The sequence below is a fragment of the Salmonella sp. NW884 genome, from assembly GCF_051700745.1.
GTDB classification, from domain to species: domain Bacteria; phylum Pseudomonadota; class Gammaproteobacteria; order Enterobacterales; family Enterobacteriaceae; genus Salmonella; species Salmonella enterica.
The window spans coordinates 593,902-617,637 of sequence record NZ_JAMMDE010000002.1; the positions used below are offsets into that span (position 1 = coordinate 593,902).

General features: G+C 53.5%; 25 protein-coding genes and 1 pseudogene. 8 read left to right on the top strand and 18 right to left on the bottom strand.

Translation table 11 applies throughout. From position 1 onward, the window contains the following. Nucleotides 1-3: 3 nt before the first annotated feature. The 4 genes from nrdE to NA197_RS07385 form a co-directional block, all read right to left on the bottom strand. Nucleotides 4-2,121, bottom strand: a complete 2,118-nt coding sequence (gene nrdE / locus NA197_RS07370; protein WP_371062072.1) for a class 1b ribonucleoside-diphosphate reductase subunit alpha — start codon at nt 2,119-2,121, stop codon at nt 4-6. Then, nucleotides 2,121-2,531 (bottom strand): class Ib ribonucleoside-diphosphate reductase assembly flavoprotein NrdI, encoded by a 411-nt coding sequence (nrdI, locus tag NA197_RS07375; RefSeq protein ID WP_064043574.1) that lies wholly within the window; start codon nt 2,529-2,531, stop codon nt 2,121-2,123. Before nrdI ends, nrdE begins: the two co-directional genes overlap by 1 nt. Then, nucleotides 2,528-2,773: a glutaredoxin-like protein NrdH gene (gene nrdH / locus NA197_RS07380; protein WP_000028870.1), complete on the bottom strand. Its 246-nt coding sequence runs from the start codon at nt 2,771-2,773 to the stop codon at nt 2,528-2,530. The genes nrdI and nrdH overlap by 4 nt, the downstream gene beginning before the upstream one ends. 271 nt (nt 2,774-3,044) lie before the next feature. After that, nucleotides 3,045-3,476: a carboxymuconolactone decarboxylase family protein gene (locus NA197_RS07385; protein WP_000209807.1), complete on the bottom strand. Its 432-nt coding sequence runs from the start codon at nt 3,474-3,476 to the stop codon at nt 3,045-3,047. An 88-nt stretch (nt 3,477-3,564) separates the two neighbouring features. Here NA197_RS07385 and NA197_RS07390 point away from each other — a divergent pair. After that, nucleotides 3,565-4,899, top strand: a pseudogene (locus NA197_RS07390) (PLP-dependent aminotransferase family protein). Between the two features lie 83 nt (nt 4,900-4,982). On the opposite strand, the gene NA197_RS07395 reads toward NA197_RS07390, so the two are convergent. Further along, a complete protein-coding gene (locus NA197_RS07395; RefSeq protein WP_001519557.1) occupies nt 4,983-5,309 on the bottom strand; it encodes a DUF883 domain-containing protein in 327 nt (108 codons plus the stop codon). 161 nt (nt 5,310-5,470) lie between these two features. Between NA197_RS07395 and NA197_RS07400 the strand changes: the two genes are divergently transcribed. Next, nucleotides 5,471-5,821, top strand: coding sequence for a DUF2002 family protein (locus NA197_RS07400; RefSeq protein WP_000281304.1), 351 nt, complete (start codon nt 5,471-5,473; stop codon nt 5,819-5,821). Nucleotides 5,822-5,855: 34 nt separating this feature from the next. Here the strand turns inward: NA197_RS07400 and alaE are convergent, their stop codons facing one another. Then, nucleotides 5,856-6,305 carry an L-alanine exporter AlaE gene (gene alaE, locus NA197_RS07405; protein ID WP_000492669.1) on the bottom strand — a complete coding sequence of 150 codons (450 nt, stop codon included), beginning with the start codon at nt 6,303-6,305 and terminating at the stop codon, nt 5,856-5,858. Nucleotides 6,306-7,204: 899 nt separating this feature from the next. On the opposite strand from alaE, the gene stpA reads away from it, so the two are divergent. Beyond that, nucleotides 7,205-7,606: a DNA-binding protein StpA gene (gene stpA, locus NA197_RS07410; RefSeq protein WP_001051100.1), complete on the top strand. Its 402-nt coding sequence runs from the start codon at nt 7,205-7,207 to the stop codon at nt 7,604-7,606. 89 nt (nt 7,607-7,695) lie between these two features. Here the strand turns inward: stpA and NA197_RS07415 are convergent, their stop codons facing one another. From NA197_RS07415 to NA197_RS07425, 3 genes are all read right to left on the bottom strand, one after another. Continuing rightward, complete coding sequence (locus tag NA197_RS07415; RefSeq protein ID WP_000494935.1) at nt 7,696-7,875, bottom strand: hypothetical protein; 180 nt, start codon at nt 7,873-7,875, stop codon at nt 7,696-7,698. Nucleotides 7,876-7,953: 78 nt separating this feature from the next. Further along, the gene (locus NA197_RS07420; RefSeq protein ID WP_064043573.1) at nt 7,954-8,481 is read right to left on the bottom strand and encodes a rhodanese family protein; all 528 of its coding nucleotides are present in this window, start codon (nt 8,479-8,481) and stop codon (nt 7,954-7,956) included. Nucleotides 8,482-8,490: 9 nt separating this feature from the next. Beyond that, on the bottom strand, nt 8,491-8,790 hold the full coding sequence (locus NA197_RS07425; protein WP_000137434.1) for an ArsR/SmtB family transcription factor: 300 nt from the start codon (nt 8,788-8,790) through the stop codon (nt 8,491-8,493). 182 nt (nt 8,791-8,972) lie between these two features. On the opposite strand from NA197_RS07425, the gene NA197_RS07430 reads away from it, so the two are divergent. Both NA197_RS07430 and lysM read left to right on the top strand, forming a co-directional pair. Then, entirely contained in the window at nt 8,973-9,131 is a 159-nt protein-coding gene (locus tag NA197_RS07430) for a YqaE/Pmp3 family membrane protein (RefSeq protein ID WP_000508175.1), read from the top strand. Nucleotides 9,132-9,230: 99 nt separating this feature from the next. Then, nucleotides 9,231-9,680 carry a peptidoglycan-binding protein LysM gene (gene lysM / locus NA197_RS07435; RefSeq protein WP_000522406.1) on the top strand — a complete coding sequence of 150 codons (450 nt, stop codon included), beginning with the start codon at nt 9,231-9,233 and terminating at the stop codon, nt 9,678-9,680. 21 nt (nt 9,681-9,701) lie between these two features. Here the strand turns inward: lysM and csiR are convergent, their stop codons facing one another. The 9 genes from csiR to NA197_RS07480 all read right to left on the bottom strand — a co-directional run bounded on the left by csiR (nt 9,702) and on the right by NA197_RS07480 (nt 20,241). Beyond that, complete coding sequence (csiR, locus tag NA197_RS07440) at nt 9,702-10,379, bottom strand: DNA-binding transcriptional regulator CsiR (protein ID WP_064043572.1); 678 nt, start codon at nt 10,377-10,379, stop codon at nt 9,702-9,704. Between the two features lie 41 nt (nt 10,380-10,420). Further along, nucleotides 10,421-11,821: a GABA permease gene (gene gabP / locus NA197_RS07445; protein ID WP_000531288.1), complete on the bottom strand. Its 1,401-nt coding sequence runs from the start codon at nt 11,819-11,821 to the stop codon at nt 10,421-10,423. Between the two features lie 130 nt (nt 11,822-11,951). Further along, entirely contained in the window at nt 11,952-13,235 is a 1,284-nt protein-coding gene (gene gabT, locus NA197_RS07450; protein WP_001095565.1) for a 4-aminobutyrate--2-oxoglutarate transaminase, read from the bottom strand. Nucleotides 13,236-13,249: 14 nt separating this feature from the next. Continuing rightward, nucleotides 13,250-14,698: an NADP-dependent succinate-semialdehyde dehydrogenase gene (gene gabD, locus NA197_RS07455; RefSeq protein ID WP_064043571.1), complete on the bottom strand. Its 1,449-nt coding sequence runs from the start codon at nt 14,696-14,698 to the stop codon at nt 13,250-13,252. Between the two features lie 21 nt (nt 14,699-14,719). Continuing rightward, on the bottom strand, nt 14,720-15,988 hold the full coding sequence (gene lhgO / locus NA197_RS07460; RefSeq protein WP_023233241.1) for an L-2-hydroxyglutarate oxidase: 1,269 nt from the start codon (nt 15,986-15,988) through the stop codon (nt 14,720-14,722). Nucleotides 15,989-16,013: 25 nt separating this feature from the next. Continuing rightward, a complete protein-coding gene (gene glaH, locus NA197_RS07465) occupies nt 16,014-16,991 on the bottom strand; it encodes a glutarate dioxygenase GlaH (protein ID WP_000993105.1) in 978 nt (325 codons plus the stop codon). A gap of 301 nt (nt 16,992-17,292) precedes the next feature. Then, the gene (locus tag NA197_RS07470) at nt 17,293-18,807 is read right to left on the bottom strand and encodes a tripartite tricarboxylate transporter permease (RefSeq protein ID WP_000382034.1); all 1,515 of its coding nucleotides are present in this window, start codon (nt 18,805-18,807) and stop codon (nt 17,293-17,295) included. A gap of 10 nt (nt 18,808-18,817) precedes the next feature. Beyond that, nucleotides 18,818-19,252 (bottom strand): tripartite tricarboxylate transporter TctB family protein, encoded by a 435-nt coding sequence (locus tag NA197_RS07475; protein WP_077905333.1) that lies wholly within the window; start codon nt 19,250-19,252, stop codon nt 18,818-18,820. Between the two features lie 11 nt (nt 19,253-19,263). Beyond that, nucleotides 19,264-20,241: a Bug family tripartite tricarboxylate transporter substrate binding protein gene (locus NA197_RS07480; protein WP_000744413.1), complete on the bottom strand. Its 978-nt coding sequence runs from the start codon at nt 20,239-20,241 to the stop codon at nt 19,264-19,266. A gap of 154 nt (nt 20,242-20,395) precedes the next feature. Between NA197_RS07480 and tctD the strand changes: the two genes are divergently transcribed. The 3 genes from tctD (at nt 20,396) to NA197_RS07495 (ending at nt 23,618) form a co-directional block, all read left to right on the top strand. Further along, nucleotides 20,396-21,070, top strand: coding sequence for a transcriptional regulator TctD (gene tctD / locus NA197_RS07485; RefSeq protein ID WP_001237934.1), 675 nt, complete (start codon nt 20,396-20,398; stop codon nt 21,068-21,070). Next, entirely contained in the window at nt 21,057-22,472 is a 1,416-nt protein-coding gene (locus NA197_RS07490; protein WP_000872340.1) for a sensor histidine kinase, read from the top strand. Before tctD ends, NA197_RS07490 begins: the two co-directional genes overlap by 14 nt. Nucleotides 22,473-22,604: 132 nt before the next feature. Then, the gene (locus NA197_RS07495) at nt 22,605-23,618 is read left to right on the top strand and encodes a HoxN/HupN/NixA family nickel/cobalt transporter (protein WP_001059351.1); all 1,014 of its coding nucleotides are present in this window, start codon (nt 22,605-22,607) and stop codon (nt 23,616-23,618) included. The last annotated feature ends 118 nt before the right edge of the window (nt 23,619-23,736 follow it).

Sequence of the window (23,736 nt, forward strand, 5' to 3'; positions counted from 1 at the left end):
TCCTTATAGCGCGCAGGATACGCAGCCTTCAATTTCAGTACCTTCCAGCGCCAACTGGCGAAGCCGGATGTAATACAGTGACTTAATACCTTTTCGCCAGGCATAGATCTGCGCTTTGTTGATATCGCGGGTCGTGGCGGTATCGGGGAAAAACAGGGTGAGCGACAGTCCTTGATCGACGTGGCGCGTGGCCTCGGCATAGGTATCAATAATTTTTTCCGGACCGATATCGTAGGCATCCTGATACATGTCCAGATTTTCATTGGTCATAAACGGCGCGGGGTAATACACACGCCCGGTTTTGCCCTCTTTGCGAATCTCAATTTTGGCCACAATCGGATGAATGCTGGAAGTCGCATGATTAATGTAAGAAATCGAACCGGTCGGCGGCACCGCCTGCAAATTTTGGTTATAGATGCCATAGCGCATCACATCGTCGCGCAGCTTTAGCCACATTTCTCGTGTGGGCAGCGTAATGCCGCTGCGGGCAAATAGCGCCCTGACTTTCGCCGTTTTCGGTTGCCAGTCGTCCTGTAAATACTGCGTAAAATAGTCGCCGCTGGCATAGCGCGACTGCGCAAATCCGGCGAAGGTTTTGCCGCGTTCGCGGGCCAGCCGCATTGAAGTATGCACGGCATGCCAGGTAATGGTGTAAAAATAGAGATTGGTGAAATCCAACGCCTCCGGCGAACCGTAGGCAATGCCTTCTCTCGCCAGATAGCCATGCAGATTCATCTGGCCCAGACCGATGGCATGAGAGGCGGCATTACCGGCGGCTATTGAGGGCACGCTGCGTATATGGCTCATGTCCGACACCGCCGTCAGGCCGCGAATAGCGGTTTCTACGGTACGACCAATGTCCGGTGAATCCATGACGTGAGCGATATTCAGCGAGCCGAGATTGCAGGAGATGTCATGCCCGATGTGGGTATAGTCAAGGTTATCGTCGTAACGGGAGGCGCTATTGACCTGTAAAATTTCCGAGCACAGATTGCTCATATTAATGCGACCAGCAATGGGATTCGCGCGGTTTACCGTATCTTCAAACATGATGTAGGGATACCCGGATTCGAACTGAATCTCCGCCAGTGTTTGAAAAAAGTCACGGGCGTTAATATAGGTTTTACGCACGTGTGGATCGGCAATTAATTCATCGTACCGTTCGCTAATGGCGATATCGCCAAACGGTTTGCCGTAGCGTCGTTGTACGTCATAGGGCGAAAAGAGCGCCATTTGCGCGTTTTCTTTCGCCAGCCGGAAGGTGATATCCGGGATCACCACGCCGAGAGAGAGCGTTTTGATCCGGATTTTTTCGTCAGCATTTTCCCGTTTGGTATCCAGAAAACGCAGAATATCCGGGTGGTGCGCATGGAGATAAACCGCGCCGGCCCCCTGGCGCGCGCCAAGCTGGTTGGCATACGAAAATGCGTCTTCCAGCATTTTCATCACCGGGATCACGCCGGAAGACTGATTCTCAATGCGTTTGATCGGCGCGCCCGCCTCGCGCAGATTGGAGAGTAAAAACGCGACGCCGCCGCCGCGTTTGGAGAGTTGCAGCGCCGAATTCACCGCTCGCCCGATCGACTCCATATTGTCTTCGATACGGAGCAGGAAGCAGGAGACCAGTTCCCCACGCTGCTGTTTACCGCAATTTAAAAAAGTCGGGGTAGCAGGCTGAAAGCGACCAGAAAGCATTTCATCGGTCAGTTGGGTGGCCAGCGTTTCGTCACCCTGCGCCAGCGTCAACGCCACCATTGTCACCCGATCTTCAAAGTGTTCCAGATAACGTTTGCCGTCGAAGGTTTTCAGCGTGTAACTGGTATAGAACTTCCAGGCGCCAAGAAACGTCTGGAAGCGAAAGCCGCTGGCGTGGGTGTGCTCGAACAGGCGGAGGACGAAGGCGCGGTCGTAACGCGCGAGGACAGCGTCATCGTAATACCCTTCCCGAACCAGCGTCTCCAGACGTTCATGCTGGCTGGCAAACGTCACGGAATGCGGGCGGACGTGGGCGGCAAAGAAGGCGTCGATCGCCTGCTGGTCCTTGTCGAACTGAATATGGCCTGCTTTATCATAAAGATTCAGCATCGCGTTCAGGGCGTGGTAATCCATGGTTTCCTGCATTACGCGCTCCGGGATAGTTGTTGCCAAAATTCATTTACTCCTTTTCGGACGTTATCGATGTCGCGTTGTGTGCCCATGAGCTCAAAGCGGTACAGCCAGGGAACGCCGCATTTTTGTGCTATCACATCGCCAGCGCATCCCCAGGCATCGCCGAAATTGCGATTACCGGAGGCGATAACGCCGCGAATGCGCGCCCGGTTGTGTTCATCATTTAAAAAGCGGATCACCTGTCGCGGCACCCCACCGGCCATCCCGCCGCCGCCGTATGACGGCACAACCAGAATGTACGGTTCGTCTACCTGAATTCGCTCCCGTTCATTGAGCGGAATACGCGTGGCAGGCAGCCCCAGACGCTGCATAAAACGGTGCGTATTTTCAGAGCTGCTGGAGAAGTAGACGAGCGCGCTCATGCGTTTGCCGCGTGGGGTGTCGGGTGCAGACGGTTAATCATGTCCGGGCGGAAGCCAGACCAGCTCAAATCGCCCGCCATCACCACCGGTAATTGACGAAATCCTTGCGCCCGGAGCGTATCCGCTGCATCCGGCACCAGATCGACGTTCACCATCTCAAATTCAAATCCACGGCTTTCCATCGCCCGCTTTGTGGCGTGGCACTGAACACAGTTATTGCGAGTGTAAATAGTAATGCTCATGATTCGTATTTCCATTTAAAATGAGAAAACGGCGCGATGAAACGCGTCGGATTGTCGGATGTTGATACAGGAAATACTAGATGTAGTTGAATTAAGATTCAACCATACAAGATATGGGAATTTTCGATTGGTTTTAACGTCGCTGATGAACGCAGCGGGGTAGGGGCGGCATGGCTAATTTTTGCCGGATGGCGGCGTGAACACCCGATCCGGCCTGCAGGTTCACGCATAACAGAGTTGGCTGACATCAGCGCCATCCGGCAACAATGCGTCACATTCGCATACCGATCGCCAGACGGTTAAAGCAGTTCATTAAACCGATGGCGAAGGTCAGATCGCTGATTTCACGCGCGCTGAAATGATCGAGCAGCGGCAGGTAAACATTATCTTCGGCGTGGGTTTCAGCAATGTGCGTCACCGATTCCGCCCAGGCTAACGCCGCGCACTCTTGCTCGCTGAAATGGTGGCTTACCCGCCATCCTGCCAGCGCATCTAATTTAGCTTGATTTACGCCAGCCTTACGCAGCGCTTTACTGTGCATCTCCAGGCAAAATGCACAACCATTTATTTGCGAAACACGCAGGTAAATCAGCTCCATCAGAGTGAGGTCAAGCGTGCTCTTTTCCAGCGCGTTTTTCGCCTGCACCAGAGCGCTGTAAACCTCCGGGCTCAGTTCATAATAGGGTTGGCGTAACGTCGTCATCATGTGTCTCCTCGTGTTGATGACGAGCACTGTAGCACTATAATGGTCTGTAAAAGAGAGCCATATTTTTACAGAAAAAGCAGACCATATGCCGCGCTATCAGCACATCGCTCGTCAGTTAAAAACGGCCATTGAGCAAGGAGAACTCGCGCCCGGAACGCGTTTGCCGTCCAGTCGGACGTGGTCGCAGGAACTGGGCGTTTCTCGCGCCACGGTGGAAAATGCCTATGGCGAGCTGGTGGCGCAGGGCTGGCTGGAGCGACGTGGCCAGGCAGGCACGTTTGTGAGCAACGCTCTACGGTTTGAGACGGCGCCGCCGATACCCGCTGTTTTTGCCGGAGAAAGTCCGGAACCGAAACCCTTTCAGATGGGGTTACCGGCGCTGGATCTCTTTCCACGCGAGAAGTGGGCGCGAGTGATGGGGCGTCGGTTGCGCACGCAGACGCGCTTCGATCTGGCATTAGGCGACGTCTGCGGCGAGGCGATTTTGCGCCAGGCGATAGTCGATTACCTGCGGGTTTCGCGTAGCATTGAATGTCTGCCGGAACAGGTATTTATTACCTCCGGATATGCGGATTCTATGCGGCTGATCCTGCGTACATTGTCTGTGCCGGGAGACAGCATGTGGGTGGAAGATCCCGGCTTTCCGTTAATTCGCCCGGTGATAACGCAGGAGGGGATTACGCTGGCGCCGATTCCGGTCGATGCCGATGGGCTGAATGTCGCGGCGGGGATGCGGGATTGCCCGCAGGGGCGCTTTGCATTGGTGACGCCCGCCCACCAAAGTCCGTTGGGGGTAGCGCTGTCGTTAACTCGCCGACGGCAACTTCTGGCATGGGCGGCGAATGTGCAGGCCTGGATTATTGAAGATGACTACGACAGCGAATTTCGTTATCACGGTAAACCGCTTCCGCCGCTCAAGAGTCTGGATGCCCCGCAGCGAGTGATTTACGCCGGAACGTTCAGTAAGTCGCTCTTTCCGGCATTACGTACCGCCTGGCTGGTGGTGCCGATAAAGCAGATTGAGCATTTCCGCCAGCAGGCGTCGCTGATGCCCTGTAGCGTACCGTTGTTATGGCAGCACACGCTGGCTGATTTTATCCGTGATGGCCATTTCTGGCGGCATCTGAAAAAGATGCGCCAACATTATGCTCAGCGACGGTTATGGATTGAAGAGGCGCTGGCAGAACAGGGATTTGTCGTGACATTACAGAAAGGCGGTATTCAATTGGTTATTGAGGTTGAAGGCGATGATAAAGCGCAGGTAGCGAAAGCGAATCAGGCCGGACTGGCGGTACAGGCGCTAAGCCGTTGGTGAGTGGTTTCGTCAGGAAAGGGGGGCATTTTACTGTCGTTTACCAATATTACTTCCGCTGGCATGGCGAAACAGGTCGCATGGCAGCTGCGACAGGCGATACAGTAACCGTTTCGCCGAATGGCGCGACCTGGGCCTGCGGCAATGATGCAGGCCCAATAAAGTATGTCGCCATCCGGCAACGCACGTCGTTAGCGACGCAGGCTGAGCAGCGCCCCGATAAAAATCCCTACCGCTGCGGCGGTTCCTACGCTACACCAGGGTTTTTCACGCACAAACGTATCCGCGCACCCCATCGCATCACAGGCGGCTTGTTTTACGCGAGTACGACCCTGCATCCGCGCCCGGGTCTCTTTCAACAACGCCTGTGCTTTACGTCGCGCAGCCTCGGCTTCGTCTTTCGCATCGCTTCCCCAGGATTTAAGGACATCTTCCAGACTGTCGGCTAATCGATTGACATCATTCTGAATATCCTGAACACCATCATCGACGTCGTTTCGGTTCGGTTTGTTAAGCATATGATCCTCCATTGATTTCGATGTAGCTTTCAGTGTAGTTCATATTTTTACCTGCTGAGGCTTGTTACGGCGATATCATGCGTTTCTGGACTTTTCTGAAAGCGTTGATAACGCGCTATCGGGTAAGGTAAGCCCGCAGTAAAAGAGAATGAGGATAAAATATGTATTTACGACCTGACGAGGTGGCGCGGGTACTGGAAAAGGCAGGGTTTACCGTCGATGTGGTGACGAATAAGACGTATGGTTATCGACGCGGCGAGAATTATGTTTATGTTAACCGCGAGGCGCGTATGGGGCGTACCGCGCTGATCATTCACCCCAGATTAAAAGACCGTAGCTCATCACTGGCTGACCCGGCTTCGGATATTAAAACCTGCGATCACTACCAAAATTTTCCGCTCTATTTAGGCGGCGAGACCCACGAACATTACGGTATTCCCCACGGCTTTAGCTCCCGAATAGCGTTAGAACGTTATCTGAACGGGCTTTTTGGCGACGAAAAAAGCGACTAAAAGCGCGACTGGCAATGCCAGTCGCGACGTTAACTTATGCCTTAGCCTGATGATAGCTGCTCACTTTAAACAGGCGACGACAATAATCCAGGAAGTAGCCATAAACCGCGCCCATTAACATTGAAACAACAATGTTTGAACTCACGGCGGCCACTATCTGATGCCAGCCGGCGCCGACGGTCAGCAAGATGATAATATAAACGGGTGACTGAAAGGTGACATAAGCCAATACATCCGCCAGGTTTTTGGCCCATCCCGCCGGGCTTGCCTTACGCGCGACGCGCATAATCAGATCGCGGTAAACGCCGTATGGCCATGCAATCAAAATGTTGACAGGTATCGCCACCAGCCTGGAAGAAAGCGACTGCTCAAAGCTCATTCCGGAGAGGAATATCTCGATCAACATGTTCACAACAGAACAGTAAACAACCATCGCAAACGTGTCTGCTACGGCATGACGCAAGCGTGACTGTGGAGAGAACATGTTAATGCTCCTTGTAGCGTATCGATCAGAATGAAGTGATGGTTGGTAGTGAAATCATAAAGCACTTTTGTCTTTGCATAGAGTATATCCCTATATAATAACTATCAACTAGTGTAATATTTTTATTTATAGGCTTTTTGTCGATAAAATACTCTACGATTGTGTGTTTTTTGCTCGCGGCGAGATTTTCGTTGTTGTTAGTCATTAATTACTTTTAAATCAATGTATTATAATGCATTGTTTTTCTGGCGATTTTCAGCCACATTCCAAATGTTGTCAGATGCGATGTATTCTCGGCTAACGGCACGCGCTCTACTTTTCTCAGCATAATTATAGCTATTGCAGGCTGATTTTTAGCATAAAGCTCTGATGATGATTTTTGAATGGTTAATCTATTATTGTGCTGAAATATTCACTTCTGTATAAGGTCAGCCACCGTGAGGGTCACCGTGGCTACTGAGATACGCAATACGCTATATATTCTATGGATTTCGAATTGCTTAAAGGCGGCAAGAGAGTGAGTCACCAGGAGCATAGATAACGATGTGACTGGGGTGAGCGGCAAATCTGCCGGGAGCAGATTTGAACGTCGCGTGCGACGGCCCGTCAGGGCGAGGCCCATGGATGGGCCGGGTAATCCGTAGCCAACACATAAGCAACTTGAAGTATGAAGGGTATAAACAGCTGAACGGGAAACCTACAGATATACCGTAGGCAGAATAACCTGAAATACACAGGGGGTAATGAATATAACCTTCTGGTTAACAGATTAATATAATTAATGGAGTTATACTGAGTATATCTGTATGAACTTTAGGATCTGGAAATATAATCAATAATCGCATACAATACCGCCTGTAATAGTTTTTTGTTTTCTGCGTTAAAAGGTTTTTATTGATATGAATTTGATGTTACAGAACTTAAATAATATCCGCACGCTGCGTGCTATGGCTCGCGAATTCTCCATTGACGTTCTTGAAGAAATGCTCGAAAAATTCAGGGTTGTCACTAAAGAAAGACGCGAAGAAGAAGAATTGCAGCAACGCCAGCTTGCCGAGAAGCAGGAGAAAATTAATGCCTTTCTGGAGCTGATGAAAGCAGACGGTATTAACCCGGAAGAGTTATTTGCCATGGATTCAGCAATGCCGCGTTCTGCTAAAAAGCGCCAGCCGCGTCCGGCAAAGTATCGTTTTACTGATTTCAATGGCGAAGAAAAAACCTGGACCGGACAAGGTCGTACGCCTAAACCGATTGCCCAGGCGCTGGCGGCGGGGAAATCTCTGGATGATTTCTTAATCTAATCACGGATAACCTTTAACGGATGGCGCTTCGTTTCCTGTCTCTATTAACCGGGACTCAGGGAACGTTGCGCCATGCTCATTCTGATAAATCAGCACACGCCAAAATCGCCCTCTTCGCAATAGGGGGTGACATCTTCCGCTTTGAGGATCAATTTTTCGCCCTGCTCATTGCTGGCCTGTACCGCGACAATATGATCCTCGTTGACTTCAATCACTTTCAGTTTCGGCCCCCCCATTCGGGGCTGTACAAAATCGCCTGGTGTGAACATCACGCCCTCCTGTTGAACAATGCTATAAACCCGCCTTCAGTCTACTACACACTTACCGACGCGTGGTGAAGGTACCGCTTAATGAGTATGGGTATTCCAGGGCATTTTTTCCAGTAGTCGCGCCATTCCGCAGAAGCCGGTCATGCCTGCCAGCATTAACCCGGCCCCGACAAAACCGCTAATGAGGAAAAAGCCGCCGTGGACCGTATAGCCCAGAATCACCCCAAGCAACGTCAACCCGCCGGCGGCGATTTGCACCTGACGCATCAGTGGCAACGGTTGCGATTTGTCTTCTGTGACGGGCAATCCTGCCGCTTTCCATCCGTCGATACCGCCTTCCAGTAGACTGACCTGAGCAGGGGCGGCAATGGCCTGTAGTTTTGCTGCATTGCTGCTGGTTCGTTTACCTGACTGACAGTGAAAAATAATCTGTTCCGCTCGCAGGTTGGCGGGCAAATCGCCCTGTTCAAGCCGGGAGAGCGGCGCCAGTTGCGCATGTGGAATATGCTCGCGCAGATATTCATCGGCGTCGCGCACATCAATCAGTTTCGCGCCTTGCGCTATCAGCGCTTGCGCCTCACGGGGGGAAACTATCCCAATGGACATCGTGCCTCCTTATGGACAATAGAGATTCTTTAACGTGGCGATAATCGTATTAACCGCCTTATTTTTAATGAAATAGTGAATGCGCTGGGCATCGCGTTGACTATCAATCAGCCCTTCTTCCCGCATCCGCGCCAGATGTTGCGATGTCGCGGAGGGGCTTAGCCCGGTAATGCGCGCCAGTTCGCCTGCGCTGGTTTTTGGCGAACCGCAAAGCATACATAAAATCAGTAATCTTTTTGGGTGGCTCATCGCTTTGAGCAGGGCCGCCGCCTGTTCTGCGCTGGCCTGAAGTTGTTCAAGCTCTGTCATAGTTATTTAAGCATTTTCTAAATTTAGTTAATTCTAAAATAAACGTCAACCTGATGCCAGCGTAAAAAGCGTAAAGGAGGGTAAAAGCGCGGCGCGCGACTGGCAGGCTCAGGTAAACTGACTATGCTTAGAGATAAAATCTCTTTTTAAACAATGACTAATTTTGCTTGTATGGAGTGTATATGGGTTTCTGGAGAATTGTATTTACGATTATTTTGCCTCCGCTCGGCGTACTTTTAGGAAAAGGGTTCGGTTGGGCATTTATCCTTAATATCCTGCTGACATTACTCGGATATATTCCGGGGCTTATCCACGCATTTTGGGTTCAGATGCGTCATTAATTACCGGCCACCGGCGGCGCATAAGCGCCGCTTATCAGGATAACCTCATTCCCTCTGCTACACTTTTCTTTGTGTGTATTTTTGACAAGCGAGGTGAATATGGGACTTTTCAATTTTGTAAAAGATGCAGGTGAAAAACTCTGGGACGCGGTAACCGCTAATCATGATAAGGACGATCAGGCGAAAAAAGTCCAGGAACATTTAAATAAAACGGGAATACCCGACGCTGACAAAGTGAATGTGCAAATTGCGGATGGAAAAGCGACAGTGACGGGTGATGGGCTGAGTCAGGAGGCAAAAGAAAAAATTCTGGTTGCCGTGGGGAATATCGCCGGGATTAGCAGCGTTGACGATCAGGTTAAAACCACGACGCCAGCGGCTGAAAGTCAGTTTTATACCGTAAAATCAGGCGACACCCTGAGCGCTATTTCAAAGCAAGTGTATGGTAACGCCAATCTGTATAATAAAATCTTCGAGGCAAATAAACCGATGCTGAAAAGCCCGGAAAAAATATATCCGGGACAAGTGTTGCGTATTCCTGAAGAATAATGGCTATCAGGCCGCGCCAGGCTACATTTTTCCTGCCATCGCCTGGCGAATAATGGGAATCGGCGTCAGCAAATGCTGACGCATTAATTCGCTGGCGCGTGCCGCCTCGCGCGCCAGTATCGCTTCGGTTAGCGTGTGATGCTGAATATGTTTATCTTCCAGCATCTCGACGGACAGAACGGTTTCACGTAACCAAATAAAGCGGTAGCGGGCCGCCAGGTCAAATAAGCGTTCACGCATCTGTAGCAGATAGTGGGAGCCGCACCCGGCGACAATGGCGGAATGGAACGCCTGGTGGCGCTGGTCCCATTCATCGAGCATATGTTCACTGGCATCGCTGGCTTCCAGTTTACTGAGCATATACGCTCGCGCCAGGATCTCCGCTTCCCACGCATCATCGCCGCGTTCAATCGCCAGGCGTACCAGCATCGCTTCCATATTGGCGCGCGCGTCAAAAATATCGAGGAGTTCCGCCTCTGACATGGATGCCACGCGATAGCCTTTTTGATTCACCACGGTGACCAGCCGTTCCGCCACCAGTTGCGACAGCGCCTCGCGCAGCGGCCCTACGCCGAGCGCATAGCGGGCGGTTAATAAACTCATCCGCAGTTTCTCATCCGGCTGATAAGTGCCGCGAATAATGTCATTTTTAAGCCAGCGATAGCCATCTATGGCCGTCGGTTGGGAAAGGGCGGTCATCTTTTACTCCTGAGAAGCTTCCCGGCTGACGCCGGGAATAACTAACGTAGGTTTTGCAGGGGGGCTTTTTGCCACCTTATCAGTTTTTTCCAGCGAGACATAATGGGGACAGTACCTATTATGCCCAGCCCTAACAGCCCCGTCGAAATGACTTCTAGTTGCTGTGCTGGTCGAAATAGCATCACCACCAGAACAAAGCAGATAAAGCCGATAACCAGCCAGGTGAGCCACGGATAAAGCCACATTTTCAGCTTAATTTCTCCGCCCTGCGCCAGCAGAATTTTACGCATCCGCAATTGCGAAATCGCAATCACCAGATAGACCAGCAGCGCGATGGCGCCAGAACTGTCGATAAGAAATTTAAACACTTTTGCCGGGGCGTAATAATTGACGACAACGGTTAAAAAGGCCGCGCCGGTAGAGAGGAGAACCGCCACCCAGGGCGTTTTGCTACGGTTAGTTTTTCCCATTATCGCAGGCGCATCGCCGCGGCGGCTAAGGGAATAGAGCATCCGGGACGCGGTATATAATGCGGAGTTCAGACAACTGGTCACCGACAACAAAATCACGCAATCCATAATGAATTTTGCGTGCGGAATATGAAGCAGCTCCAGTACCGAACGGTACGAACCTACACTTTTCAGACCCGGCATATTCCACGGGATCAGCGCCACCACCACAAAAATGGAACACAGGTAAAAGATGGAAATTCGCCAGATAACAGAATTGGTGGCGCGTACGATATGTTTATCCGGCGTATCGGATTCCGCGGCAGCAATAGTGACGATTTCCGCGCCCATAAAAGAGAACATGGTGATCAACATGGCGCTTAACACCGCGCCGAAGCCGTTAGGCATAAAACCGCCGTGATCCCATAGCCGGGAGATACCGCTTACCTCGGCATATGGATAAAAACCGCTAATCGCCGTCGCGCCCAGCGCGATAAACGCCAGGATAGCAATCACTTTACATAGCGCCAGCCAGAATTCGAATTCGCCGTAATTTTTGACGCTCAATAAATTGCTTCCGGTTAAGGCAAGCGTAATCACTAATGAAAATAGCCACACCGGAATACCCGGTATCCATGAATTCAGAATAATGGCGGCAATATTGGCCTCCAGCGGAATAACCAGCACCCAAAACCACCAGTATAACCAGCCGATGGTATACCCGGCCCAGGGGCCGATCGCTTTATCCGCATAGGTGGAAAAAGAACCGGTATCCGGCGTGGCGACGGCCATTTCAGCCAGCATTCGCATAATCATGACGACTAAAAGTCCTGCGAACAGATAGGCCAGCAGTACCGCAGGGCCGGCCTCCGCAATCGCCACGCTGGAGCCGACAAACAGGCTGGCGCCGATGACGCCGGCGATCGATAACATGGTGACGTGGCGTGATTTCAGCCCGCCCCCTAATGCATGTGATTCTGACAATTGCCCCATCCTAAAACCTCTTTATTGTTATTGCGCTCGTTTACCGGATGGCGCCTGGCTTAATTCGGCCTACAATCGAAACGGTTTTTGTAGGCCGGATAAGACAGTTACGTCGCCATCCGACGCTGCTTATTGGACATTACGCTTGTTTCGCCTCATCAAAGCACTGGGCGATAATCTCCAGGCCTTGCCGAATCTGCGAGGCCTCAATAGTGAGTGGAACGAGGATGCGCAAGATGTTGTAGTAAGGACCGCAGGAGAGCAGAATTAACCCTTTCTCGCGGGCGCGGGCCACAATGTCGGCGGTCAGAGCCGCGTTCGGTTTGCCGGGGTCGCCATTTTCGAACAACTCAATGGCGATCATGGCGCCCAGTCCGCGCACGTCGCCAATCTCACGGTGCGTTTCCGCTATCTCCATCAGGCCATCGCGCAGCGTTTTGCCAAGCGTATTTGCCTTTTGCAGTAGATTTTCCTGCTCGAAAATGTCCAGTACCGCCAGCGCGGCGGCGCAGGCAATCGGGTTTCCGGCATAGGTGCCGCCCAGACCGCCCGGCGCGATAGCGTCCATCACGTCTGCCCGGCCGGTAACGCCTGCCAGCGGAAAGCCGCCGGCGATCGATTTCGCAAACGTGGTAATATCTGCCGCAACGCCCATCTGTTCCATGGCGAACAGCGTACCGGTCCGGCCCGCGCCGCTTTGCACTTCGTCGGCAATCAACATAATGCCGTGTTGGTCGCATAGCGCGCGCAGTCGCTGCATAAACGCGGGAGAGACGGCGTAAAATCCGCCTTCGCCCTGTACCGGCTCAATAATAATGGCGGCGATATCTTCCGGCGCGGCATCATTTTTAAAGATGCGTTCAATGCTGGCGATCGCGTCGTCGTCGCTGATGTTGTGTAGCGGGCAAGGATAAAGCGCGCGGTAGACATGGCCTGGCATCAATCCCATACCAGCAGAGTACGGGTGTACTTTCCCGGTCAGAGAGAGCGTGTAGTGGGTACGACCGTGGTAAGCGCCGCTAAACGCGATAGCGCCGCTGCGTTTTGTCGCCGCGCGGGCGATTTTCACGGCGTTTTCAACCGCTTCTGAACCGGTCGTGACCAGCAACGTTTTTTTGGCGAAATCGCCCGGTACCTTCTGGTTCATGCGTTCGCACAACGCCAGATACGGTTCATAGGCCAGCACCTGAAAACAGGTATGCGACAATTTCTTCAGCTGCGCTTCGACCGCTGAAACAATGCCCGGATGTAAATGACCGGTGTTCAGGACGGCAATGCCGCCCGCGAAATCGAGATACTCACGGCCTTCGACATCCCAGACCCGACAATTTTCCGCCCGCTCGGCGAAAATCGGGTGAATCTGGCCCACGCCGCGAGGAACGGCGTTATGACGGCGCTGCATTAAAGCGTTATTGGTATTCATTAGCGACTCTCCTGTTAAAGGCCGATGCACATATATTTGATTTCTAAATAATCTTCGATGCCGTATTTGGAACCTTCACGGCCTAATCCGGAGGCCTTAATACCGCCGAAAGGCGCGACTTCGTTGGAGATAATGCCGGTATTAATACCGACGATGCCGTATTCCAGCGCTTCGCCGACGCGGAAAACGCGGCTTAAATCGCGAGCATAAAAATAGGCTGCCAGGCCGAACTCGGTATCGTTAGCCTGCCTGATGACATCCGCCTCGTCGCTGAAGCGGAACAGAGGCGCGAGTGGCCCGAATGTCTCTTCTTTGGCGACTTTCGCGTTATCAGGGACATCCGCCAGAATGGTCGGTTGAAAGAAGTTGCCGCCCAATTTGTGCGCTTCACCGCCCGTAATGACGCGGGCGCCTTTTTCCAGCGCGTCGGCGATATGCTCCTGGACTTTCGCCACGGCTTTTTCATCAATCAGCGGCCCGATAGCGACGTCGGCTTGCAGGCCGTCGCCGACCGCGAGCTTATTTACCGCCTGGTTGAGTTTTTCCGCAAAACGATCGTAAACGCCGTCCTGAACATACAATCTATTGGCGCAGACACAGGTCTGCCCGGCGTTGCGAAACTTCGAAGCCAGCGCGCCTTCGACGGCTTTATCCAGATCGGCATCGTCAAAGACGATAAACGGCGCATTGCCGCCCAACTCCAGCGACACTTTTTTAATGTCTTTGGCGCATTGTTCCATTAGCTGGCGGCCAATCTCCGTCGAGCCGGTAAACGACAGTTTGCGTACCAGCGGGTTGCTGGTCAGCTCGCCGCCGATATCGCCTGCCGAACCGGTAACGACGTTAAATACGCCTGCGGGAATTCCGGCGCGCCGGGCCAGTTCCGCCAGCGCCAGCGCGGAAAACGGCGTCTGGCTGGCGGGTTTGAGTACCATTGTGCAGCCTGCGGCCAGCGCGGGGCCGGCTTTACGGGTGATCATTGCCGAGGGAAAGTTCCACGGGGTAATCGCGGCGGTGACGCCGATGGGCTGTTTAATCACCAGCAGCCGTTTATCGGCCTGATGACCTGGAATCGTGTCGCCATAGATACGTTTCCCCTCTTCGGCGAACCATTCAATAAACGAGGCGGCGTAGCTAATTTCGCCTTTCGCTTCCGCCAGCGGTTTGCCCTGTTCCAGCGTCATCAGACGCGCCAAATCGTCCTGATGTTCCATCATCAGATTGAACCAGCGACGCAGGATATTGGCTCGCTCTTTGGCGGTGAGCGCGCGCCAGGCGGGCAGGGCGCGATTGGCGGCGTTGATGGCGTCGCGCGTCTCTTCCGCCCCCATTTTGGGCACATTGCCGAGCGGTTTCCCGTTGGCGGGGTTGCTCACGGGGATGACATCGCCGCCGCGCGCGTCGCGCCAGTCACTATCGATAAAGGCCTGCTGGCGGAACAGGGTAGAGTCGTTAAGTTGCATAATTGCTTCCTGTCTGAAGGGTTAACGGGTAAATGCGGCGTGTAATGCGTCCACGCTGCGTGCCGCACGCAGCGTACGTCCGGGGTTGCTCTGGCTTGCGCGTAGCGCCTGAACTTTGCTGACGATATGCGCGCCGATAGGTATCGCGGATGTCGCCGCCGGGGAGGGGGCGTTACAGGTGTGAATGGAACGCGGCGTCGTGACAAACAGAAAATCATCAATCAGTTTGCCGTCCGGCGAAACCGCCTGCGCCCGCACGCCTGCCGGCCAGGGCTGGAGATCGTTGACGGTCAGGCTGGGGCAATACTTTTGTACTCGCCGCAAATAGCCGCTTTTGCACAGCGAGTTTTTCATCTCGCCCAGTCCGGAAAGCAGATGGTTTTGCAGTACGCGACGGATGCCGGCGGAGCGAAAAATCTCCAGAGTGTCGGTGAAGGAAACGTCGCGCTTACGGTAGCCTTCGCGTTTAAGCGCCAGCACCGCATTCGGCCCGACCGTGACGCTGCCGTCGATCATGCGGGTAAGATGGACGCCGAGAAACGGCATTGCCGGATCGGGGATCGGGTAGATCAAATGGTTAACGATCCGGTTGTGTCGCGGGGCCAGACGAAAGTACTCGCCGCGGAAAGGGCAGATAATAAAACCGGGCTCCACGCCCAGCATTTTGACCAGCCGATCCGCCATCAGTCCTGCACAGCCGATAAGCGTAGCGGTTTCGATTTCCCGACCTTGCGAGGTGCGAATGACAACGCCAGCGGCATGTTCTGTTAGCGCGCTGACCTCGGCATGGTAGATGATCTCGCCGCCTTTGGCCTGAAAGCGGTTCGCCATGGCCGTCGCGACATCGCGATAGCTGACAATCCCGCTGGAAGGGACAAAAATCCCGCCCAGGCCAATGATATTGGGTTCGCGTTCACGCAGCTCCGCCGCGCTTAACCACTCGCGCTCTAAGCCGTTGGCCGCCGTCCGCTCCCATAGCGCGCGCATCCGCGCCATTTCCAGCTCCGAGGTGGCGACCAACATTTTGCCGCAGGTGTCGTAGCGGATGTTGTTTTGATCGCAAAAGGTTTTGGTCGCCTGATTGCCTGCCAGACAAAACTGCGCTTTGAGGCTGCCGGGCGTGTAGTACACCCCGGCATGGATCACGCCGCTGTTATGCCCGGTCTGGTGGCAAGCTGGCGCGGACTCTTTTTCCAGCAACGCGATGCGCGCATCCGGGTAGAGATCAATAAGTTGCATGGCGGTCGACATGCCGATAATGCCGCCGCCGATAATCACAAAATCATACATCCGCGTAATTCCTTCGCCGTGGCGCTTATTGGTGAGTTTGATAATGGCTGGCGGCGTAGGCGAAGTAACCGCGCTGGCGCATCAGTTCGCGACGCAAGTCAGGATGCGGCGTAAAACGATCGCGCCCATGTAGCCAGAACAGATTGTTAATCAGCAGGAATTTGCCGACCGGTACCGGTACGGAGAGGATGTTTTGACTGGTTTCCAGCGCGTCTGAAAGCTCGCTGAGCCAGACGCCTTCTTCAAAGTCTTTTGGCTGGACGAACTGGTCGATATAACGCATGACCGGGCGGCCTTGTTGGTCGACATCAAACACCGGGTGCCAGACGTCATGGCTAACATTCTTGCTTGGCGGCGCCGCCCAGCGCATGACGCGACGCGCCAGCGGATGGGTAAAAAACGACTCCAGATGTTCCCAGTCATCAAGGTGCAGCAGCAGCGAATTACCGCCTTCCATATTTTGTTCGTCGATTTTCATCATCAGCACGTAGTCGGTCACCTCCTCAACATAGGTGCCGTCATTGTGCAGTTCCATTACGCGGTGGGGCTGGCGCAGATAACTGTCGGAGTTGTCGACGTTTTTGACCACGAAACGCGCGTAATACTGGCCGCTCATCGCATCGTAGTTGGAGCGACCAATAAGATGCGCCACCGCCGTCGCCAGTTTGACCATCTCTTCTGCCTGTGCGACATCATCGATCCCTTCGGCGCTGATCAACAGCGCGCCTTGTGCACGGTTGAGGAGCGTTTTGATCAACAGCGGTTGTAGCTGATTGCCGCACAGATCGTCGAGGATCTTGCCGATTTTGAAACGTAAGAAAGATTTGTATTCCAGCGCCTGCACCGGCCACTGCGCAACCTGATGGAGAAATTGTCTTGTGGTATCCGCCGTAAACGTTAACGCCAGCAGGCGCGGCGACTGCACCGAAGGGGCAAGGGTGAAACCAGTATGGCGTTGGGCTAAATCATCTGTGTTCGCTTTTACGGCAGTCAGTGCATTCATCAGAATCATTCCTCTCGGTAGATGGTCAGGGAGACATGGCGATGCTCATTTCGTAGCCATAAATTAAAAATATCGACATTTTTCAGGAACGCGTATGAAATAACCGCTTTTGTTTAATTATTGTGATCAAAAACAACAAATATTTAACAATGCGAAAGGTGAGGTTAACGGTGCCACGAGCCTGACAACGGCAAGAAGGGGGGTAAAATGAGCGAGTTATGGGAGAGTGATGCTGGCGGGGTTGCCCGGCCTGGCACATGAGCGCGTAGGCCGGACAAGTACAATGTATTTCAGCAGTCAATTAACCGGCGTCAACCTGCGGTTTACGGCTGTGTTTACGGATCAGACGTAACACTGGCGGTACGACAATGACCATGATCGCCATGATCAGCAGGGCTTTGGCAACGCCGCTTTGCCACAAAATCGCCATATTGCCGTTACTGATGGAGAGTGCGCGACGCAGGTTCTGCTCCAGCATTTCCCCCAGTACGAATCCCAGGATCAGCGGCGACATGGGGAAGTGCATTTTACGTAAAATGTACCCTAACACGCCGAGCGCGACCATCAGCACCAGATCGAAGGTGGTGCTGTGTACCGCATACACCCCTACCGCCGATACGGCAGCGATGGCGGGTACCAGGAACCACAGCGGAATGGTGAGCATACGGGTAAACAGACCGATCAACGGGATATTCATGATCAGCAGCATCACGTTCGCAATCAGCAGCGCAGCGATGAGTCCCCAGACGATATCCGGCTGTTCGGTGAACATCGCCGGGCCTGGCGTGATGTTGTACAGCGTCAGCGCCCCCATCATCACTGCCGTAGTGCCGGAACCGGGAACGCCCAGCGTCAGCATCGGGATGAAGGAGCCGCAGGCAGAGGCGTTGTTTGCCGCCTCCGGCGCCGCGACGCCGCGAATATCACCTTTGCCGAAGCTATCGCTGTTGCCGCTGAGTTTTTTCTCGGTCATATAGGTAATGGCGCTGGCGATGGTCGCCCCGGCGCCGGGCAATACGCCGACAAAAAAGCCGATTACCGAAGAACGCAGGGTGGTGCCGATACACTGCGCGCCTTCTTTCAGGTTGAACAACATTCGACCCGTTTTGCGGACCATTGTTTGCCCGCTGCTGGTATGTTCCAGCATTAAAAGTATTTCTGATACCGAGAACAGGCCGATCACCACGACGATAAACTGTACGCCGTCGGAAAGATGAACGCTGTCAAAGGTAAAGCGATAAACCCCGGTGTTGGCGTCCACGCCGACGGTCGCAAGGCCAAGACCGATCAGCGCTGCCAGAAATGATTTAAGCGGGTTTTGCGCCATCATGCTGCCAAGACAGGCGATGGCAAAAACCATTAAGGCGAAATATTCCGCCGGACCAAAGGCCAGCGACCATTGCGCCAGTAAAGGGGCGAACAGAATGATGCCGCCGATAGCGATTAATGAACCGAAAAATGAGCTTACTGCGGAAATCGACAGCGCTACGCCGCCTTTCCCTTGCTGCGCCATCGGGTAACCGTCCAGCGCCGTCATGATCGCCGCCGCATCGCCGGGGACGTTGAGCAATATGGAGGAGATCCTGCCGCCATACTCACAGCCAATGTACACCGTCGCCAGCAGAATTAGCGCCGACTCCGCAGGCAGATGCAACGCAAAGGCCAGCGGCAGTAAAATTGCCACGCCGTTGATCGGTCCCAGGCCCGGCAGCAGACCGACGATCGTGCCCACGAAGCAGCCAATCAACGCGATAACCAGGTTTTCCGGCGTCATCGCCACCGCAAAGCCCTGAGAAAGATATATCCAGGTATCCATCGTTGCTCCGTTAACTCAGCCAGGCGCCGAGAGGTAAGGTGACATCAAGCAGCCGGTCAAAGGCATACCACAGCAGAATGCCTAATACCGCGCCGGAGATACCCGCCGCTGGAATCGTGGCGCCGAACAGCATCCCGATAACCATGGTGAGAAGCGCGGTGGCGATGGGAAAACCCAGCCATTCGAATCCCCAGGCATACATCAACAGGATGATGATCATGGTAACTAGCTTTTGCAGAACATGGCGGCGCGGCCAGCTCACCGTGTCGGGATGGCGCAATAACAGCGCCAGCGCGCAGAGCGCCATCAGGCCGATAATCCCCAGCGGAAAAGGGCGGGGGCCGACGGGTTCATAGCTGTATTCGCTTTGGATCTGCCAGGCGATGAATAGCCCGGCAATACAGAGCAACAGCCAGATACCCGCAAAGATACGATCGCTCATCATTGCCTCCGCGATTATTTCGCGAGTCCGAAGGCTTTCGCCTGTTCACGGTAATCAGTAACCTGTTTTTTCACGTAGTCATCGAGCTGCTGGCCGGTCATGTCGAACTCAAACAGGCCGCGCAGATCGCGCTGCTTTTTAAACTCGTCGGTTTGCTGAAGCTTCTTGAAGGTATCCACCCACCACTGGTAATCGGCATCGCTGACTTTGGGCCCGACGTAGAAGCCGCGAATAATCGGCCACACCAGGTCGTAGCCCTGTTCTTTAGCGGTAGGGATATTGGCAAGCTGGCCCGGCAGACGATTTTCTGAAAAGACGGCAAGCACGCGGATTTTGTCGCCGCCCAGATAAGGCACCATTTCACTGAGATCGCCGGAGACAACCTGAACATGGTTGCCCATTAATGCCGTCACCGGCTCGCCGCCGCCCTCAAAGGCAACGTAGCGCATCTTGTGCGGGTCGACGTTCGCCTTTTGCGCCAGCAACGCCGACTTCATCCAGTCCTGGCTGCCAATAGAGGCGCCAGCGCCAATGACCACGCTGTTGGGATCTTTTTCCATCGCCGTCATCAGATCTTTCAGCGTTTTCCACGGGGAATCCGCACGCACGGCGATCATGCCGTAATCAGTGCCCACGCTTGCCAGCCAGCGCACATCATCCACGCCGTAGCGACCAAATTTCCCCTGCGACAGGTTGAGCAGCGAACCGCCGGAAAAGGCGACCACAGTCCCGGGTTCGCCAGGGCGTTGGGCGACTATCGCGTTATAGGCCACAGCGCCGACGCCGCCGGGCATATACGTTACCCGCATGGGTTTCTCGATAGCGCCAGTCTCCAGCAAACTCACCTGAATCAGCTTACAGGTAAGGTCGAAACCGCCGCCAGGTTTGGCTGGTGCGATACATTCCGTTCGCGACGGCGCCTCCTGCGCCAGAACAGAGGTACTCATTAATAAAATGCTTGCAGTAAGGGTACGAAGTAATTGTTTTTTCATTTTTTATCCTCACGCCGGACGTCCGGATTTTTCAGGTTCGGAAGAAGATTTTTGTGATTATGTGAGCCGACATGTAGCAGTTCGGTTGCGTGATTGTTAAAACAATAACCTTTCAATTCCCTTTCAATGCGGCAGAAACTTTACAGGATGTGATATGCGTCTCTTATTGGCGGAAGATAACCGTGAGCTGGCTCACTGGCTGGAGAAAGCGCTGGTGCAAAACGGCTTTGCCGTGGACTGCGTATTTGACGGCCTGGCGGCTGACCATCTTCTGCACAGTGAAATGTACGCGCTGGCGGTGCTGGATATCAATATGCCGGGAATGGATGGACTGGAGGTGGTGCAACGGCTGCGTAAACGCGGTCAGACCTTGCCCGTTTTGCTGCTCACGGCGCGAAGCGCGGTGGCGGATCGCGTAAAAGGTCTCAACGTCGGCGCCGATGACTATCTGCCGAAACCCTTTGAACTGGAGGAGCTGGATGCCCGTTTACGGGCCTTGCTCCGACGCAGCGCTGGGCAGGTTCATGAAGTTCAGCAACTGGGTGAATTGATCTTTCATGATGAAGGGTATTTTCTGTTACAGGGACAGCCGTTAGCGCTGACGCCGCGTGAGCAGGCGCTCTTAACCGTATTGATGTACCGACGAACGCGACCAGTTTCGCGTCAGCAGCTTTTTGAACAGGTGTTCAGCCTGAACGATGAGGTAAGCCCTGAAAGCATCGAACTTTATATTCATCGACTGCGTAAAAAACTCCAGGGAAGCGATGTACGAATTACGACGCTGCGCGGCCTGGGTTATGTGCTGGAGCGCGGCGATGAAGTGGGTTAAGCCGCAATCGTTGTACCTGCAACTCTTACTGTTCCTGGGGTTGCCGCTGATTCTGCTATGGGGGCTATCGGCGTTTAACAGTTATGTCAATGCGCTACAGGCCGCCACTCAGGCTTATGACCGTACGTTGCTCTCCTCGGCGCGAACGGTATCGGAACGGCTGGTGGTGCGCAATAACCATCTGGAAGTTAACGTGCCCTGGGTGGTGCTGGATAGCTTCGAGCTTAATATGAATGATCGACTCTATTACAAAGTCGTCGACCCTTCCGGAAAGGTCATTTCCGGTTATGACGATCTGCCCGCCATGCCGCCTGCTACGCCTCGTACCCGGCTTTATCCGGCGCTGGCGTGGTTCTATCATACCGAGTATCGCGGCGAGGCGATCCGCGTGGCGCGTTTGCTACAGCCGGTCAACGAAGGCGGCATTATCGGCATGGCGGAGATTTATGTCGCAGAGACGCTGCAGTCCCGTCGTTATCTGGCGGGCCAACTGCTGTTCTCTTCCTGGATCTCACAGGGGCTGCTGGTGTTGCTGACCCTGGTGCTGGTTGGCTGGTTATTACGCCGGATCCTGCGCCCTATGCGTCAACTTTCGTCATTAATGGTACGCCGCGAACCGGGTCTGTTAACGCCGCTGCCGGAACTGCTGCCGTGGTCGGAAACACGCTTGTTAATCGTGGCGTTTAATCGCTACATTGACAGGCTCCGCGGCATCCTCTCCCGGCAGGAACGCTTTAGCGCCGATGCTTCTCACCAGTTAAAAACGCCGCTGGCGGTGTTAAAAACGCAGGCGGCGGTGGCGTTAGCCAGCCAGCACCCTCATCACTGGTACGAAAGTCTGCAGGCGATGAGCGTAACGCTGGATAGCACCATTCAGCTCACGGAAAGATTGTTGCAACTTTCTGCGGTAAAGCATAAAGAGCAGGGCGAGCGGCGTTTTTCCCCGGTGAATCTGTACGATATCGTACAGAGCGGCTGTTTTACCCGCCTGGCGCAGGCGCGGAGTAAACATATCGACCTGGGCTACGAAGGCGAACAGGAAGCGATGTGGATCGAGGGGGATGAGGTACTGCTTAGCGAGCTGTGCGGAAACTTGCTGGATAATGCGCTGAAATACACGCCTGAGCAAGGCATCGTCACCGCGCGGCTTGAACGGGATAGTGATGCCGTGACGCTGGTTGTCGAAGATAGCGGCCCCGGTATTGATGATGAACACATCCATCTGGCGCTACAGCCGTTCCACCGGCTCGATAATGTAGGAAATGTGGCCGGGGCGGGCATTGGTCTGGCTTTGGTCAATGATATCGCACGCCTGCACCGTACTCATCCCCATTTTTCCCGTAGCGAAGCGTTGGGAGGGTTATACGTTCGGATACGCTTTTTAAGCCTTGTTCCGCAGTAATGCGCACAAATGTGTCAGCGGTAAAGCACGTTTACAAAAAGTCGCATCTTGAGGTGTGACGTTTTAATCAAATGATCATACATTCCCCCTACAAACCGTAGCGTTAATTAAAAATATAGTGGGTGCAGGGGCATGAATAATCATACTAAACGACGGGGAATAGCATTAACCGTCTTTCTTGTTGGGGTTAACATCCTGGCCTGGATTTGGGCGTTCTGTGTTTTTCATCACCATGCCGTCATGCTAAGCGCAGCCATACTGGCGTATAGCTTTGGGCTGCGTCATGCGGTTGATGCCGATCATATCGCAGCCATCGATACCGTCACCCGTAAACTGATGCAGCAGGGTAAAACGCCTTTAGGCGTGGGGGCGTTTTTTTCATTGGGTCATTCGACCATTGTCGTTCTGGCATGTCTGGCGATTGTTGTGACGTCGATGGCATTTCGCGATCGTATTGATGTTTTGCATCAATATGGTTCGTTGATTGGTACGGCTGTTTCCGCTTTTTTTCTGCTGGCGATGGCCCTGCTTAACCTGTTTATTTTGTTCAACGTCTGGCGGCAATTTCGCTCGGTTACCCGCGGCGAGTCAGTGAGGGCGCATGACGAGGCGATACCTGGCGGGCTGATGACGCGTATATTTCAGCGTACGTTTCGTTTGGTCACTTCCAGTTGGCATATGTATTTTGTCGGTTTTCTGTTTGGTCTGGGATTTGATACCGCAACCGAGGTTGGGTTGCTGGGCATTTCCGCTTCAGCAGCTAACCAGGGGCTATCTCTCTGGTCGATGATGATTTTTCCTGTGCTGTTTACCGCCGGGATGGCGCTGGTGGATTCCCTGGATAACTTTGTCATGGTCGGCGCTTACGGTTGGGCTTTCTCGCATCCATTACGTAAGCTTTATTATAATATGACCATTACCGCCGCATCCGTCATTGTCGCGCTGGCGATTGGCGGGCTTGAGGCGCTGGGGTTGATTGATGATGCGTTACAGTTAAGCGGAACATTTTGGCAGACCGTAAGCACGCTTAACGATCATATGGGGAATGTGGGCTTCTGGGTAGTGGGCGCTTTTGTGCTATTCTGGCTGCTCTCGTTGTTGAATTATCGCTGGCGCGGCTATGATAAAATCACCCTCAATACCTGATTGATTTCTGTAAAAATAACATTTCGGCAGTGGTGTCATATCATTGCCGAAGCATTTTATCTCCTGAGAGTATATTCTTCCCGGTAAGTGCGTTATTTTTCATGCTTGCCTTTCGTTA